Here is a 17,203-nt window from a genome sequence, read left to right on the forward strand (position 1 = left end):
CGCGACCAGGCTGTCGGTCATGGTCACCACAGCAGCGTTCGACGATTTCTCCGACCGGCGGCGGCGCTGGTTGCGCCGGGCCTCCGTGGCCGCCGCGGCCACCGCCGTACTCGGCCTCGGCACAGCAGGTCTGTCCGTAGCCGTAGTCTCCGCCCGGCACGCCACCCCGTCCGCCAGCTCCACAGACTCCGGTACGTCGACGTCCAGCGACTCGACCGGCAGCTCCTCGAGCGGCAGCACGTCAAGCGACAGCGGTCTGGGCAGCGCGTCCTCCGGCTCCACCTCTCAGGGTGGGAGCAACGGGTCATGAGCGCGTCCCGGACCTGGACCGCGTGGAGCTGCACGGTCCGCCTCACTGTCGACGACCCTGCTGTGCTCGGTGCGGCCTGCGGTGAGCTCAAGGCGCTGATGGATCGCGTCGACAAGGCGGCGAGCCGCTTCCGGCCGGACTCCGAGCTGTCGATCGTCAACCAGCGCGGTGGCGCGATGGTCCCGGTCTCGCGGCTGCTCGTCGACCTGGTCGACGTCAGTCTGATGGCGGCCTCGATCAGCGGAGGCGCGGTCGACCCGACCGTCGGTGCTGCGGTGATCGCCGCCGGCTACGACGACGACATCGAGGCCGTACGGCGTCGCCTCGCGACACCGGCCCCAGTGGCGGCAACCGTGCCCGGCTGGCAGCAGGTGCAGCTCAATCGCAAGCTCGCACTGCTCGGCGTACCGGAAGGTGCCGCACTCGACCTGGGTGCGACGGCCAAGGCCTGGACGGCCGACCGTGCAGCACTGGTGCTGAGCAAGCGCTATGGCTGCGCAGTCCTGGTCGAGATCGGTGGCGACCTCTGCGCAGCCGGACAGCCGGCCGAGCCGTGGGTCATCACCGTGGCCGAGCGGGCGGGTGAAGCCGGTGTCCTGGTCACGCTCGCCCACGGCGGCCTGACCACCTCTACCCGCACCTCCCGCTGCTGGGAGAACGGGCACCACATCATCGACCCGCGCACCGGACAACCCGCTGACGGTCCCTGGCGCACCGCCTCGGTCTGGGCGCCGACCGCCGTACGGGCGAACACCTTCAGTACGGCGCTCATCGCCACCGGCGAGGCGGCAGTCGGGCGACTGACCCTGGCCGGGCACCCGGCCCGGATGGTCGCCAACGACGGTGAGGTCACCGAACTGGCCGGCTGGCCCGCATCAACGCAGGCCGCCTGATGACACTCTGGTACGTCGCCCGCGCGGCCGGCGTGGTCGCCATGATCATGTTCACGCTGTCAGCGGCTTTCGGAATCGTCACCTCGGGCAGTCGGAACCCAGAGCGTCGTTTCTGGTTCCAGTACGTGCACCGCTCCGCAGCCGTCACCGGACTGGTGCTCCTCGGCGCCCACGTCATCGCAGTGATCGCCGACAGCAATGTGGCGATCAGTCCGACCGTTCTGCTCTGGCCCTTCGGTTCCGGCTACCGCCCGTTCGCCATGGCACTCGGAACGCTCGCCCTGTACGGCGTCGTACTCGCCGCGGTCGCCGGAGCCGCCCGTGGTCGGCTGGCGCACTCTCGAACCTTCAGCAAGTACTGGCGCACGATCCACATCGCTGCCTCGGTCGGCTGGGCCCTGTCCATCGGGCACGCCCTCCTCGCCGGAACCGACCGCAGTACGCCGTGGATGCTCGCTATCACCCTCAGCTGTCTGGTGGCCGTGGTCGGCGCCAGCTTCTACCGCGCGCACACCTATGCGCCATCCAACCTAGTGAGGACCCGATGAAGACCTTGCTAGCAACCAGTGTGATCGGAGACGCCCGCCTCCTCGCCGGACTCGACCGTGGTCGGCTGGATCGGCAGACGCATCTGTGGACCCATGGTGCGCAGCCCCAGCTCACCCGAGCGGCGTACGCCGAGCTGTGTGAAGCGGTCGGCCTCAAGGGTCGCGGCGGCGCTGCTTTCCCGGTCGCCCGCAAGCTGGCCGGCCTACCGGAGCGTGGGATCGAGGCAGTGGTCGTCAACGGCTCCGAGAGCGAACCAGTGAGTCGCAAGGACCGATTGCTGCTCACCCTCGCACCGCATCTCGTTCTGGACGGCGCTACCGGTCTGGCCCATGCACTAGGCGCTCCGCACGTGTTGATCGCCGTCCACGACGCCGAAGCCGCGCTGTCCGTCCGGGAGGCGATCCTGGAACGCGACGACCGGCTGGCGATCGAGGTGACCGAAACGCCGGGTCAGTTCGTGGCAGGGGAGGCCCGGGCAGTCCTGAGTGCTCTCGAAGGTGGACGGGCGGTACCGCCCGGGCGGAAGGTGCTGCCCACCCGGCAGGGCTACCACCGGCGCCCCACCTTCCTGTCGAATGTCGAGACGTTCGCCCAGCTCGCCGTACTGGCTCGACTCGGTGCCAGGCGCTTCAGCAGCACCGGACTGAGCAGCGAGCCCGGCACCCAGCTGTTGACCGTCGCCGGCGCAGTGCAGCGACCAGGGGTGATCGAGACGCCAGTCGGCGTGCCGCTGGAGACCGTCCTCCAATACACCGGTGCTGACCGAGGTCCGGTGCTGCTCGGTGGGTACCACGGCCGCTGGGTCCCTCAAACGACCGGAGTGACGCTGCAAAGCGTGGGCATCGTCGTCGCGCTCGGAACCGAGACCTGCCCGCTCGGTGAGGTCCACCGGGTCGCCCAGTGGCTGGCGAGCCAGTCCGCCGGGCAGTGCGGCCCGTGCGTCTTCGGCCTCGCCGGACTGGTCGACGACTTCGACCGCATCGTCCGTGGCGACGCCTCCGGCTGGTACGACGCTCAGCGGCACCTCGGCCTGGTCCCGGGCCGGGGCGCCTGCGCCCACCCGGATGGCGCCGCCCGGTTCCTCGCCTCGGCCCTCGAGGCATTCGACGACGACATCAGACGGCACCAAGCCGGTGGTTGCGGCCGACCGGTGCTCGGCGTACTGGAGGTCACCCATGGCTAGGCTGGAAATCGACTGGACCCGGTGCGACGGGCACGGCCTCTGCGCGACCCTGCTGGGAGGTGACGTAGCTCTCGACGAGTGGGGTTTTCCGGTCCTGAAAGGGCGTGAAATCACCGCCGGTGAGGTACCGGATGCACGCCGTGCGGTTCTGGCCTGTCCGGCCCTCGCACTGCGCCTCGACAAGACTGTTAAGGGTTACTGACCAGTGCCCGGACAGGGCCGTCCCGACATCACACCAGTGACCAAGGTGGACTAATCTCTGAGTGACCGCACAACGGCGTGCGGCCCGGCGCCGGCCAGCGTCGAGAGGTCACGTGGAGACGGTGGGGAATGCAGAGCAAGCTGGACGTCCAGAAGGCGGATGTGCTCGCCAAGGCGGTGGCGGCGGGGACACATGGTCACGACAAGTCGGTTGATCCCGGCAAGCTGAAGACCTTCCTGGAGCGCTACTACCGGCACGTCGCTGCCGAGGACGTGGCCGAGCGCCAGCCGGCCGACTGCCTGGGGGCGGCCCGGCACCACTACAAGAGCGCGATCTCCCGCCCGCAGGGCACGGCGAAGGTGCACGTCTTCACCCCGACCCTGGAGGAGCACGGCTGGACCGCGAACGGGCGGACCGTCGTGGAGATCGTCATCGACGACATGCCGTTCCTGGTCGACAGCGCCTCGATGGTGATCACCGCCCGCGACCTCGAGATCCAGCTGCTGATCCACCCGCAGTTCGTGGTCCGCCGCGACGTCACCGGCACTCTCGAGGAGGTGCTGGACGACACCGCCGCCTCGGACGCGCACGACCTGGTCCGCGAGAGCTGGATGCACCTGGAGATCGAGCGGATCGCCGACGTGGCCCAGCACCGGGCCCTGGAGGAGGCGCTGCAGCGGGCGCTGCACGACGTCCGGGAAGCGGTCGAGGACTGGCCGAAGATGCACGAGAAGGCGACTACCATCGCCGCCTCGCTGGACCCGGCCACTCTGCCCGTCAGTGCGAACGAGGTGGAGGAGGCCAAGGAGCTGCTGGAGTGGCTCGCCGACGAGCACTTCACCTTCCTCGGCTACCGCGAGTACGACTTCACCATGGAGGGCGACCAGGGCATCCTGCGTGGCCGTCCGGGGACCGGCCTGGGCATCCTGCGGCCGGACCCGAAGCCGGGAACCGGCAAGCTCCCGCCCGAGGTGAGCGCCAAGGCCCGTGAGCGCAAGCTGCTGATCCTGACCAAGGCGAACTCGCGGTCCACCGTGCACCGCTCGACGTACCTGGACTATGTCGGTATCAAGCAGTTCGACGAGAACGGCGACCCGGTCCGGGAGTGCCGCTTCATCGGCCTGCTGTCGTCGACGGCATACACCGAGAGCGTCATGCAGGTGCCGGTGCTGCGGCGCAAGGCGCTGGAGCTGTTCCGGCTGACCGGGTTCGATCCGAGCAGCCACAGTGGCAAGGGACTGCTCGACGCACTCGAGACCTATCCGCGTGATGAGCTGCTGCAAGCACCTGTCGAGGACCTGCTGCCGATCGTGCAGTCGGTGCTGCACCTGCAGGAGCGCCGCGCGGTCAAGCTGTTCGTACGGCGGGATGTGTACAACCGGTACCTGTCGTGCCTGGTGTACCTGCCGCGTGACCGCTACACCACTGCGGTCCGGCTGAAGATGCAGGAGATCCTCAAGAACGCCATCGGTGCCGAGTCGGTCACCTACGCGGCGTACGTGACGGAGTCGGTGCTCGCACGCGTCCACTTCGTCGTTCGGATGGCACACGGTACGACGGTCGGCGACTACGACCAGGAGCTGCTCGAGCAGCGCATCATCGAGGCCACTCGGGCGTGGGAGGACGACTTCACCGCAGCCCTGCACGCCAAGGGCGGCGACGGTGCGGTCACCCAGCTGGCCCGCCGGTACGCTGATGCGTTCCCGGAGTCGTACAAGGAGGACTTCGACGCCCGCGTCGCGGTGAACGACGTCGCGGTGCTGGAGGGACTGCCGGCCGACAACGGTCTGGCCATGTCGCTGTACAGCCCGATCGACGAGGAGTGGGTGGGGGAGCGCCGGTTCAAGGTGTTCCGGACCGGCTCAGCGCTGTCGTTGTCCCAGGTGCTGCCGCTGCTGACCCACATGGGCGTCGAGGTGATCGACGAGCGGCCGTACGAGATCCGCCGCGACGACGGCATGGTCTACATCTACGATTTCGGGCTCAAGGCGCCGCCGAAGTCCGAGGAGCGTGAGGAGCTCCGGCAGCTCTTCTCCGACACGTTCCAGGCGGTCTGGCAGGGCAAGGCCGAGTCCGACAAGCTCAACGCGCTCGTACTGCGTGGTGGCCTGAGCTGGCGGCAGGTGTCGATCCTGCGTGCGTACCAGCGCTACATCCGCCAGGGCGGGACACCGTTCAGCCAGGACTACATCGAGAACACCTTCCTCGCCCACGTGGACGTGGCCGGGCTCCTGGTCCAGCTGTTCGAGACCAGCTTCGACCCGACCCGTGGAGACGCCGACGACCCGGACCGGGTCGCGCAGTGCGATCTGCTGGAGAAGGAGATCCTCGCGGCGCTGGACACCGTGCAGTCGCTGGACGAAGACCGGATCCTGCGGTCGTACCTGACTGTCATGAAGGCGACGCTTCGGACGAACTACTTCCAGCCGGGCGCCGACGGGCAGCCGCGGACCTACATCTCGCTGAAGCTCGAGCCGAAGGCGATCCCCGAGCTGCCGCAGCCGCGGCCGGCGTACGAGATCTTCGTGTACTCACCGCAGGTCGAAGGTGTGCACCTGCGCTTCGGCGCGGTCGCGCGTGGTGGCCTGCGCTGGTCGGACCGGCGCGAGGACTTCCGGACCGAGGTGCTGGGTCTGGTCAAGGCGCAGATGGTGAAGAACTCCGTGATCGTGCCCGTCGGCGCGAAGGGCGGGTTCTACGCCAAGCACCTGCCGGATCCCCAGGTGGATCGCGACGCGTGGCTGGCGGAGGGGATCGCGTCGTACAAGACGTTCATCTCCGGGCTGCTGGACATCACCGACAATATTGTTGCCGGTGACATCGTTCCGCCGCGCGACGTGGTCCGGTACGACGAGGACGACGCCTACCTGGTCGTTGCCGCGGACAAGGGTACGGCGACCTTCTCCGACATCGCGAACGGTGTGGCCAAGGAGTACGGGTTCTGGCTGGGCGACGCGTTCGCGTCGGGTGGTTCGGTGGGTTACGACCACAAGGCGATGGGCATCACCGCGCGGGGTGCGTGGGAGTCGGTCAAGCGGCACTTCCGCGAGATGGGCCACGACTGCCAGAACGAGCCGTTCACCGTGGTCGGTGTCGGTGACATGTCCGGTGACGTGTTCGGCAACGGGATGCTGTTGTCGGAGCACATCCAGCTGGTCGCGGCCTTCGACCACCGGCACATCTTCCTGGACCCGGCGCCGGATGCGGCGAAGTCCTTCGCTGAGCGGCGTCGGCTGTTCGAGCTGCCGCGCTCGTCGTGGGCCGACTACGACGCGGCGCTGATCTCCGAAGGCGGCGGCGTCTATCCGCGGACGGAGAAGGCGATCCCGGTCTCGGCCGAGATCTGCGACGCGCTCGGGATCGAGGGCTCACCGGCCCGGCTGACCCCGGCAGAGTTGATGAACGCGATCCTGAAGGCTCCGGTCGACCTGTTCTGGAACGGCGGGATCGGCACCTACGTGAAGGCGGCCGCCGAGTCGCACGGCGATGTCGGCGACAAGGCCAACGACCCGATCCGGATCAACGGCTCCGAGCTGCGTGCCAAGGCCGTCGGTGAGGGCGGCAACCTCGGCTTCACCCAGCTGGGCCGGATCGAGTACGCCGCGACCGGCGGCCGGATCAACACCGACTTCATCGACAACGTGGCCGGCGTGGACACCTCCGACCACGAGGTGAACATCAAGATCCTGCTCGACACCGTGGTCGCCGACGGCGATCTGACCGAGAAGCAGCGCAACGACATCATCGCGTCGATGACCGACGAGGTCGGCGGGCTGGTGCTGAAGTCGAACTACCGGCAGAACATCGCGCTCGCGAACGCAGCCGCGCAGGCCCCGGCGCTGATGCACGTCCACCAGGATTGGGTACGGCGGCTGGAGAAGCAGAAGCTGCTGGACCGCGAGCTGGAGTTCCTGCCGAGTGTCGCGGAGTTCAAGCGCCGCAAGGCCGACGGGCGCGGGCTGACCTCGCCGGAGCTGTCGGTGCTGATCGCCTATACCAAGATCGTGCTCGAGGCCGACCTGCTGGCGACCACGCTGCCCGACGACGCGTTCCTCAAGCACAAACTCGCGTCGTACTTCCCGAAGGCGATCCAGGAGCGGTTCGCCGACCAGATCCAGTCCCACCAGCTGCGCCGCGAGATCATCACCACCCAGGTGGTGAACGAGTTCGTGAACACCTCGGGGATCACCGCGTTCCACCGGCTCTCCCTGGAGACCGGCGGTTCGGTGGAGGACGTCGTACGGGCGAACCTGGCCGCGTCCCGGATCTTCGCGCAGCCCAGCCTGTTGTCGGCGAACGCCGATCTGGACAACGTGGTCGACGCGGCCACCCAGACGCACATGCGGCTGGAGACCCGCACGCTCGTCGAGCGCGCGACCCGTTGGCTGGTCAGCAACCGCCGCCCACCGGTGGACATCCAGGACCTGATCGACACGTTCGGTCCCGGAATTGCCAAGCTGACCACGGCGTTGCCGGAGCTGCTGCGCGGGCGTGAGCTGGCTTTGTTCGAGCAGCGTCGCGAGGCTCTGGTCGCGAAGGGCGTCCCGGTCGACGTCGCAACCAGCGTCGCGATCCTGCCCCCGGCGTACGCGGGCCTGGGCATCGTCGAAACGGCCTCGGCCGACGACCTCGACATCTTCGAGGTCGCGAAGGTCCACTTCGCGCTCAACGAACGCCTGCAGCTCGGCCTCTTCCTCGAGCGCATCATCGGCCTGCCACGCACCGATCGCTGGCAGACGATGGCCCGGGCCGCTCTCCGCGACGACCTGCACGCCGTCCACGCCCGCCTCACCCGCCAGGTCCTGGCCACCACGGATGCCGACGCCGACCCCGAAACCAGGGTTATCGCCTGGCAGGACCAGAACGCGACGGCGTTGTCCAGAGCAGCCACCATGCTCGAAGAAATCGTCGACACCGAAGGCCCGGAACTGGCTCATCTCTCGGTAGGCCTCCGCCTGGTCCGGACCTTGCTGGCCAACCAGGCTTAGCTTCGACGACGCTGAAACACCCTTGACAGAAGTGCGAACCCTCAGAGAGGTTTGATCACGTCGCGTTTACGCCCGAACGCGACGTGACGCCAACGCTCTGGGGGAGTGCGGTATGCGTTCGTCCCGCCCGAAATCGTTCACTGCAAGCGTTCTGGCCCTCGCCGTAGCGGTCACCGGTCTGCAAGGACCACCGGCCGCGGCGGCCGATCCGAAGAAACCCGATCCGGTATCGGCCGATAATTCGGTCATCTCCGTATCGGCCCGGACAGTGCCGACCCAACTTGATCCGTCCACGGCCGGTACCGCCAGGCCGCAGGCGACACCGACGAAGGTTGTCTGGCCCGCCGCGGGCACCGCCTCCGTCAACCTCTCCGGCTCCAGCCGCTCCCGTAGCGCTGGAGCCGTTTCCTTGCGCCCGGTCGCCGGTGGTCCGGACCAGGTGACCGTCGCGACGTACGACCACACGGTCGCCGAGAAGCTCGGCGGACACGGACTCGCGCTGCAGCTCACCCGCGCCGACGGCAGCCGTCGTACGGCGGCGGTCGGTGTCAGCGTCGATGTCGGCGGCTTCGCCGAAGCGTACGGCGGGAACTTCGAGTCGCGACTGCGGTTGATCGCCAAGCCTGCTTGCGCTCTGAAGACCCCGGCAGCGGCCGCGTGTTCCGCAAGCCGACCGGTGCCGAGCAAGATCGACCTGATCAACCACAAGCTGACCGCGACACTTCCGGTCGCTCAGCAAGGCATGGTGTACGTCGTCGCGGCCGCCCCGAGCGGTGAGGCCGGCTCGTACACGGCGACCAAGCTTTCGTCGTCGAGCAAGTGGTCCGTCGGCCTGCAGTCCGGTGATTTCAACTGGAGTTACCCGATTCCGAAGGTCGCTGCGATCTCCGGCAAGGCCCCGGACCTGGACCTGTCCTACTCGTCGCAGTCTGTCGACGGCATGACCGCCTCCGAGAACGCGCAACCCTCGTGGGCGGGCCTCGGCTGGAACCTCGACACGCCGTACCTGGAGCGTCGCTACAACGGCTGCTCGGACGACGGCGGCGACACCGGCGACCTGTGCTGGGCCGGTGACCAACTGATGCTGTCCCTCGAAGGCACCTCCTCCGAGCTCGTCAAAGACAAGGCCGCCGGCGGTGACATCTGGCGGGCCAAGCAGGACCCGGGCTGGAAGGTCGAGCGCAAGAAGGACGCCGACAACGGCGACAACGACGGCGAGTACTGGGTCGTCCGGACGCCGCAGGGGATGACGTTCACCTTCGGTCGCGGCAAGCAGGCGACCACCGGTACGGCGACCAACTCGGTCTTCACCGTTCCTGTCTTCGGCGACGACGACGGCGAGCCCTGTCACAAGAGCAGTGTCGAGGACTCCTGGTGCACCCAGGCCTGGCGCTGGAACCTCGACGGCGTAGTCGATGCCCACGGCAACAGTACGACGTACTTCTACGACGTCGAGAAGAACAAGTACGCCCGCAACGGCGAGTCCGGCAAGTCGACCGAGTACGTCCGCGGCGGCCACGTCCGCGACATCGTCTACTCGCAGCGCTCCGGCGACGAGGGTACGACGGCGCCCGCGCGACTGCACTTCGCCACCGACCTGCGCTGTATCGAGGCAGCGGGTGGATCCGGCACGTGTCCCGCGTTCGACAAGGACCACGCGTCGTCGTATCCCGACGTACCGATGGATCAGGTGTGCACCGGCAGCTGCACCGGCGATGAGCAGAAGTCGCCAAGCTTCTTCACGAACCAGCTGCTGCGCTCGGTCACCGCGCAGCGCAACGACGGCACCGACTTCGTCGATGTCGACCGGGTGGACTTCACCTACTCGTTCCCGGAGCCGTCCGATGGGACCAGCGCGTCGCTGTGGCTGGAGAAGTTCCAGCAGGTCGGCCTCGGTGGTTCCGGTACCGAGAAGCTGCCCCCGGTCGTGATCGCGGGTCGCGAGTCGCCCAACCGCGTCGACGCTGCGCCAGGGAGCGGCGTACCGAAGCTGCAGAAGTTGCGAGTCAGCGCGGTCACCGACGAGCTCGGCCGCCGGGTCGAGGTCGGCTACACCCAGCCCGACGGCTGCACGATCGACACGATCCCCGAGGGCAAGGCCGACACGAACACCCAGACCTGCTTCCCGGGCTGGCGTTCGAACGGCGACAGTTCCGGCTTCGGTTGGTGGCACCGGTACCTCGTCAGCAAGGTCACCGTGGTCGACCAGGCCGGTGGCGCGCCGCCGCAGGTGAACGAGTACCGGTACCGCGGCAAGGCGTCTTGGCACTACGACGATGACGACGTGACGCCGGTCAAGCGGAAGACCTGGAGCGACTGGCGCGGTTACGGCTCTGTCGACGTGGTCAAGCTGTCGCAGGCCGCGAAACCGCTGGAGGTCACCCGGAACCTGTTCTTCCAGGGGATGGACGGCGACCGGCTCGCGAACGGCGACAAGAAGTCCGTCGACGTCACCGACTCGACCGGCGGTTCGGTCAAGGACGTGCCCTGGTTGCGCGGCAAGGAGCGCGAGACGCAGCAATTCGCGCTGGACGCGTCCGGCAACCCGTCGTACGAGCTGGGCGGTTCGCTGCACACGTACACCTCGGCGCACACGACGCCGCTCGAGCCCGGTAAGACCGATCCGGACGATGACGCTCACCTGGTCGTCGAGAGCGAGTCGGTCAAGCGGGAGGCGGTCGTCCCCGAGGCCGGCGGCGCGAACACCACGCGCACCACGAAGATGACCACGACGTACGACGACTATGGCCAAGCGACCGACGTTGTCGACACGGCCGGCACCGACGTCCGCTGTACGCGCACGAGCTATGCACGTGACGACGCCACGATCGGCGACTGGATGCTCGCGTTCCCGTACCGGGTCCGCACGTACGACGGCACCTGTGCCGCGCCGAACAGCCTGATCTCGTCCAAGGACCAGTACTACGACGGGTCGGACACGGTCGGTGGTCCGGTCAGCAAGGGCGATGTCACCAAGACCGTCTCGGCGGTCACCGCCAGCGGTCCGAACGACATCACCAAGACCACCACCACGTCAGCCACCTTCGACGCTTACGGCCGCAGCCTCACCGAGACCGACGCCAACGGCCATACGAACAAAACCGTCTACGCCCCGGCGACCGGTCGGCCTGTCACCGTCACCGAGACCAACGCCCTCGGCCAGGTCGAGCTCACGACGATGGATCCCGATCGCCAGCAACCGTCGACGGTCAAGGACGCCAACAACCAGGTCACTTCGCAGACCTATGACCCGCTCGGCCGCCTGGCTACGGTCCGGCTGCCCGGTCAGGCCGCGGATGCCCCCGCGGCGAAGGTGTTCAGCTACCAGCTCGACCCGGATCACCAGCAGCCTCCGTTGGTGACCACCAAAGAGCTGCAGTCCGGGACGACCTACGTGACGTCGTGGTCCTTCCTCGACTCGACCGGCCGCGAACGCCAGACCCAAGAGGTCTCGCCGGCGTCGACCGGGGACAAGCCGAAGACGATCATCACCGACACCCGGTACGACGACACCGGCCACGTCGCCGCGGAGACGCTTCCAGTCGTCGTCGACGCTGCCGCGGGGAGCTCGCTTCAGGCAGTGCCGGGTGATCAGGTGGTCGAGACGCGGCACAGCTATGACGCCCTTGGGCGCAACACGAAGGCCGCACACTTTGCCCAGGGCAAGGAATTGTGGAGCTCGTCGACTGCGTACTTCGGCGATCACCTCCGGACGACTCCACCCCCAGGTGGTGTGGTGAAGACGTCGTGGGTCGATGTCCGCGGCCGTCAGGTCAAGACCGAGGACGGGACCGGATCGTCGATCGCAGCCACGACGTACACCTACTACCCGTCGGGTCTGCTGGCCAGTACGACGGATCCGGGCGGTCACAAGTCCACATTCAGCTACGACCTGCTCGATCGCAGGACCGAGACCGTGGACGCCGACTCCGGCCGGAGCCGCACTCAGTACGACGATGAGGGGAACGTCCTCGCGACCTGGGACGCGAAGACGCTGGCGTCCGGTCGACCGGGTCCGACGGTGTCCACGCAGTACGACGCCTTGGATCGGCCGACCGCCCGGTACGCCGGTGCGGCCGGGACTGGCGAGAAGATCGCCGCCTGGACATACGACTCGACCGAGATCGCGAACGGCATCGGCCGTGGGACGGCGCAAACGACGTACTGGAAGGGCAAGGCGTTCACCCGGGCCGCCATCGGGTACGACGCTCGCGGCCGGATCACCGGGCGCAAATGGACCTTCCCGCAGGGAGTGGGCGGTCTGCTGCACGGGTCGTCGTACACGGTGAACTATGGGTATGACGAGGCGGACAACAAGCTCACCACGACGTACCAGGACCCGGCGCTCGGCAACCCGAAGGAGACGATCACCGCCGGGTACGACAACCTGGGGAACCCGACGACGCTGTCCGGTGAGCTCACGGATCCGCTGACTGGCAACACGCACACGGATTCGTACGTGACGTCGACCGGCTACGCGGCTGACGGCAAACTCGCCGGTCGTGAGTATGCGAATGCGCATCACTCGCTGCGGCGCGCTTACGGCTATGAGCCGCAGACTCAGCGACTGTCCCGGATCCAGACCCTGATCGGCGACGAGAAGGCTGCCCAGGACGACAGCTTCGCCTGGGATCCGGACGGCAACATTCAGCAGATCACCGACGTCACGGGCTCGAAGTCCGTCGCGACCTGCTTCGACTACGACGGTCTCAACCGGCTCAACCACAGCTGGACGACGTACCAGACCGACTGTTCGGACGGCTCGTCGGAGACCGTCCACGACGGACCGGCCGGGTACAACCAGTCGTGGACCTACACGCCGGACGGCAACCTGACCTCGGAGACGACGCTCGGGCTGACGAAGAAGTACACGTACGGCGATCCGGCGCATCCGCACGCGGTGACGAAGGCCGGCGCGGCCGGCTTCAAGTACGACGCGAACGGCGCGATGATCGAGCGGCCCGGCCTGCTCGGTGGGCTGGTCCCGACCAAGCTCGAGTGGGATGCCCAGCAGCGGCTCGAGTCCGAGACCAGCACGCTGGTCAGCGAGACGCAGTTTGTCTATCTGCCGGATGGGACGCGGACGGCCCGGGTTGACCCGCTCGGGGTGACCGCGACGCTGTACATCGACGGCCAGGAACTCACGATCATAGCCGGTGTGCTCAAGGCATCCAGCCGGTTCTACGACCAGGCGGGTGTGGCGGTCGCTGTCCGCCAGACGCTCGGCAACGTGGTCTGGCAGTTGAACGACCAGCAGGGCTCGGCGCAGATTTCGGTTGCCGACGGCACCAGTATCGCCGCTCGCACCTACTACTCGCCGTACGGCGAGATCCGCAACCTGCTGCCGCCACTGCCATCCGAGCACGGCTGGCTGAACAAGATCAAGGATCCGACCACCGGGCTGAGCGCACTGGGTGAGCGGTACTACGACGCGACCCTGGGCCGGTTCCTCTCGACCGACCCGGCGACCGACGGGTCGTCCGCGCAGGCGGCGAACCCGTACTCGTACGCCGAGAACAACCCGATCACCTACATGGACCCGACCGGTCTGTGGAGTCTGTCGGGTGCCTGGAACGCGGTGAAGAGTGGTGTCAGCAAGGCGGTCGACTGGGTCGACGAGCACAAGGGACTGATCACCAACATCGCAGTCGGTATCGGCGTCGGCATCGCCATCGGCGCAGTCTGTGCGACCGGTGTCGGGTGCCTGATCATGGCTGGTGTCGCAGCCGGCGCTGCCGGTGCGGCGGCCGGGTACGGCGTCGATGTCGCCGAGGGGAAGAAGGACTTCTCCTGGGGTGGTCTGGCCACCGAAGTCGGTGTCGGGGCCGCGGTCGGTGGTCTGACCGCGGGGATCGGCGCAGGTCTCGGAGCCGGGGCCAGAGCGTTGGCCAACACGACCGCGGGTAAGGCGGTGACCGCAGCCGCCAGCAAGGCCGGTACGTCGGTCGCCAACTCCGCAGCCGGACAAGCGATCTCGGGTGCGGCGAAGGCGGCCACCGGTGCGATCAAGACGGCCGGCGGGAGGACAGCGGGCAAGGTCGCCGCGGTCGCCCGGCAGGCGACCGGCCGGGTCGCGCCACGAACCGCACGAGATATCGCCGCCAAACCGATGGCGCCGGCTGCCAAGTCACTGGCGCGCAAGATCGGGAACAGCCCGACCCAGAATGCCCAGCTGCAGAACGACATCCGCGCACTCCGCGCCCGCGGCGCCACCGACATGCGCGTCAACCAGCAGCAGGTCAACATCAACGGCGATCGGGTCGGCGTCAACCGGCCTGACCTCCAATACACTCTGAACGGCCGGCGGCACTACGCGGAGTACGACGCCCCGCCGCCCGTCCGTGCGCCGGGGCACAAGCAACGGATCATCGCGAACGATCCGACCGCCAAGGTGCACCTCTACACGGTTCCGTGATGGCAGCAAGGAGAATGCTGGAGTGATCACGCTTCTGTCCGACCGGTTCGCGCCCACGACCTCGCGGTTCGGGTTTCTCGAGGTGCCACTGGAGGTGGCGGCCGAGGGGCTCCGTGCGTGGCGGCAACAGCTGCACGGGCGGGCGAAGGCGGTACCGGTTGGCGGGAGTCTCCCGGAGATGCTCGAGCGGCTGCCACCACTGACAGGTGGTGTGCGGCCGCGCGAGCTCCTCGTCGGCACAGTGGGGGACCGCTGGACGGCGTACTTCGACTGTGGGTTCCAGGGCACTGATGCGGTGAGCACGGTCGGGTATCTGACCGAGGAGCTGAAGTGCCACGGGCTCGCTCTCGACTCGACGCCGCACACGTTCGGTACCGGGCTGGAGACGCCGGGGCGGTACGGCGCGGTGCAGTTCGAGCTGTTCGGGCCGCTGCCGACCGACTTCCTGAACTACGTCCGGACGATCTCGGCTTCGCACGACGGTAGCCGGTGGAGTTTCGAGGCTTCCGGAACGGTCCAGGCGTTCGAGCAGCCGGATCGGTACCAGGCTCGCACCGTGCGCTCGCGGTTCACTTCGGAGTTGCTTGCCGAGTACGCCGCCGCGCTCGGTGTCCGTCCGTTCGACGAAGACTTCTACGCCGACCGGGGAGTCCTCATCGAGACGCGTCAGAAGGTGCCGCGCAAGGGTCATGCGATGTCGCTTGCGGACACTCAGCACTACTGGGGCATCGTGCCCGGCGTCGCCTCGAAGATCCCTGGCTAGCGCTCGGAGACCAGTACGTCGACCGAGTACTGGTCGGCGCGGTAGCAGTGGCTGCCGTATTCGACCGGGGCGCCGTCGGCGTCGTACGCGGATCGGGTCATGGTGACCAGCGGCTCGGCCTTGGACATGTGGAGGGTACGGCGTTCCTCGGCGGTCGCGTTGCGGGCGCCGATGCGCTGGCGGGCGACGGTCGGACGAATGCCGCGGGCGCGGAGGACGGCGTACAGGCCGTCTCGTTCGAGGTCTGCGGTGGTCAAGTCGTTGAGTGCCGGGGGCAACCAGTTTCGCAAGATCGCGAGCGGTTGATCGCCGGCGTACCGGAGGCGGACGATCGAGACCAACGGGGTGCCGGTGGGCAGGCCGAGCATCTCGGCGGCGCGGTCGTCGTGGGCCTCGGTGGTCAAGGACAGTACGTCGGTGCGCGGGGTACGGCCCTCGCGGATCAGGTCGTCGTACAGGCTCGTCAGCTCGGCCTTGCGGTGCACCATGCGGTTGGCGACGGTGGTGCCGATGCCGCGGCGGCGGACCAGCAGGCCTTTGTTGACGAGCTCCGAGATTGCGCGGCGCACGGTCGGCCGCGAGAGGCCGAGGCGGTCCGACATCGCGATCTCGTTCTCGAACGGGTCGCCGGGGCGCAGGGTGCCGCCGCTGATGGCAGCAGTCAACTGCTCGGCGAGCTGGTGGTAGAGCGGCACCGGGCTCGTCCGATCGATGCTGATCGGGAGGGTCGCCATGGCCCGGGATAATACATGCCGCAGGTATGTATGTCTCTACGTGCGAATGTGTTAACAAACTATTGACACCCCGGGTACAGCCAGGAAAGCTGGCCGCGGTGGATCGGGTGCCGGCGGCGCGCGTCGTCGGGTGCGGCCGGTGGTCGGAGTGTGGACAGGAGAGGGCAGCGGATGCGGGTCGGGTTGGTTGGGGTTGGGCGGATCGGGGCGTTTCACGCCTCGACGCTGCGGGGTTTGCCGGCGGTGGATCAGGTGGTCGTCGCCGATGCTGACCCCTCCCGGGCCGAGACCGTGGCGAAAGAGCTCGGTCTCGGGTTCGCCCCCGACGTCGCTTCCCTTCTTGCTTCCGACCTCGACGGTTTCGTGATCGCGGCGGCGACCGGGGCCCATGCGGAGCTCATCGCGGCGGGGGTGGCGGCCGGCGTACCGACGTTTTGTGAGAAGCCGGTTGCGCTTGATCTGGCCGAGACGCAGCGGGTGGTCGAGCTGGTCGAGGCCGGTGGGGTGCCGGTTCACATCGGGTTTCAGCGGCGGTTCGATGCCGGTTATCAGGCTGCGCGGGCCGCGGTTGAGTCCGGCGAGCTCGGCTTCGTGCATCACATCCGCGCGAACACGAACGACGCGTTCCCGCCGCACCGCGACTACATCCCGCAGAGTGGCGGCTTCTTCCGCGACTGCTCGGTCCACGACTTCGACATCATCCGGTACGTCACCGGGCGCGAGATCGTCAGCGTGTACGCGACCGGCGCGAACCGCGGTGAGGCGTTCTTCGGCGAGGCCGGCGACGTCGACTCCGCGGCGGCGCTGCTCACCCTCGACGACGGGACCTTCGCGATCGTGAGCGGGACGCGCTACAACGCGGCCGGCCACGACGTTCGGATGGAGCTGCAGGGCAGTCTGGGGTCTATCGCGGTCGGGCTCGACGAGCACACCGCACTCCGGTCGGCCGAGCCCGGAGTGAACTTCCCGCCCGGTCCGCCGCATCTCACCTTCATGGATCGCTTCCAGGCGGCGTACGTGGCCGAGCTGACCGCCTTCACCGAAGTGGCCGCCGGGACGCGTGACGTCCCGTGCACGGTCCGCGATGCGCTCGCAGCGTTCCGGATCGCCGATGCCTGTGAGCTTTCTCGCCACGAGAACCGTGTTGTCACCGTTTCTGCCTGACC

Annotated in this window: 10 protein-coding genes; 9 read left to right on the forward strand and 1 reads right to left on the reverse strand. The window is 67.9% G+C overall.

Features of this window, described 5'->3' with window-relative positions; translation table 11 throughout:
* Positions 1-19: 19 nt before the first annotated feature.
* From ABD231_RS27145 to ABD231_RS27180, 8 genes are all read left to right on the forward strand, one after another.
* Positions 20-310, forward strand: a complete 291-nt coding sequence (locus ABD231_RS27145; RefSeq protein WP_344157902.1) for a hypothetical protein — start codon at positions 20-22, stop codon at positions 308-310.
* Entirely contained in the window at positions 307-1,203 is an 897-nt protein-coding gene (locus tag ABD231_RS27150) for an FAD:protein FMN transferase (RefSeq protein WP_344157905.1), read from the forward strand. The genes ABD231_RS27145 and ABD231_RS27150 overlap by 4 nt, the downstream gene beginning before the upstream one ends.
* Entirely contained in the window at positions 1,203-1,751 is a 549-nt protein-coding gene (locus tag ABD231_RS27155; protein WP_344157908.1) for a ferric reductase-like transmembrane domain-containing protein, read from the forward strand. Before ABD231_RS27150 ends, ABD231_RS27155 begins: the two co-directional genes overlap by 1 nt.
* On the forward strand, positions 1,748-2,935 hold the full coding sequence (locus ABD231_RS27160) for an NADH-ubiquinone oxidoreductase-F iron-sulfur binding region domain-containing protein (protein WP_344157911.1): 1,188 nt from the start codon (positions 1,748-1,750) through the stop codon (positions 2,933-2,935). Before ABD231_RS27155 ends, ABD231_RS27160 begins: the two co-directional genes overlap by 4 nt.
* Positions 2,928-3,137 carry a ferredoxin gene (locus tag ABD231_RS27165; RefSeq protein WP_344157914.1) on the forward strand — a complete coding sequence of 70 codons (210 nt, stop codon included), beginning with the start codon at positions 2,928-2,930 and terminating at the stop codon, positions 3,135-3,137. The genes ABD231_RS27160 and ABD231_RS27165 overlap by 8 nt, the downstream gene beginning before the upstream one ends.
* Positions 3,138-3,265: 128 nt before the next feature.
* A complete protein-coding gene (locus ABD231_RS27170) occupies positions 3,266-8,125 on the forward strand; it encodes an NAD-glutamate dehydrogenase (RefSeq protein ID WP_344157916.1) in 4,860 nt (1,619 codons plus the stop codon).
* A 112-nt stretch (positions 8,126-8,237) separates the two neighbouring features.
* Positions 8,238-14,540, forward strand: a complete 6,303-nt coding sequence (locus tag ABD231_RS27175) for an RHS repeat-associated core domain-containing protein (RefSeq protein WP_344157919.1) — start codon at positions 8,238-8,240, stop codon at positions 14,538-14,540.
* Positions 14,541-14,562: 22 nt separating this feature from the next.
* Positions 14,563-15,303, forward strand: a complete 741-nt coding sequence (locus ABD231_RS27180) for a hypothetical protein (protein WP_344157922.1) — start codon at positions 14,563-14,565, stop codon at positions 15,301-15,303.
* Here the strand turns inward: ABD231_RS27180 and ABD231_RS27185 are convergent.
* On the reverse strand, positions 15,300-16,037 hold the full coding sequence (locus ABD231_RS27185) for a GntR family transcriptional regulator (protein ID WP_344157925.1): 738 nt from the start codon (positions 16,035-16,037) through the stop codon (positions 15,300-15,302). The genes ABD231_RS27180 and ABD231_RS27185 overlap by 4 nt on opposite strands.
* A gap of 171 nt (positions 16,038-16,208) precedes the next feature.
* Between ABD231_RS27185 and ABD231_RS27190 the strand changes: the two genes are divergently transcribed.
* The gene (locus ABD231_RS27190) at positions 16,209-17,201 is read left to right on the forward strand and encodes a Gfo/Idh/MocA family protein (RefSeq protein WP_344157928.1); all 993 of its coding nucleotides are present in this window, start codon (positions 16,209-16,211) and stop codon (positions 17,199-17,201) included.
* Positions 17,202-17,203 lie beyond the last annotated feature (2 nt).

The sequence above is a fragment of the Kribbella yunnanensis genome, assembly GCF_039529655.1.
GTDB classification, from domain to species: domain Bacteria; phylum Actinomycetota; class Actinomycetes; order Propionibacteriales; family Kribbellaceae; genus Kribbella; species Kribbella yunnanensis.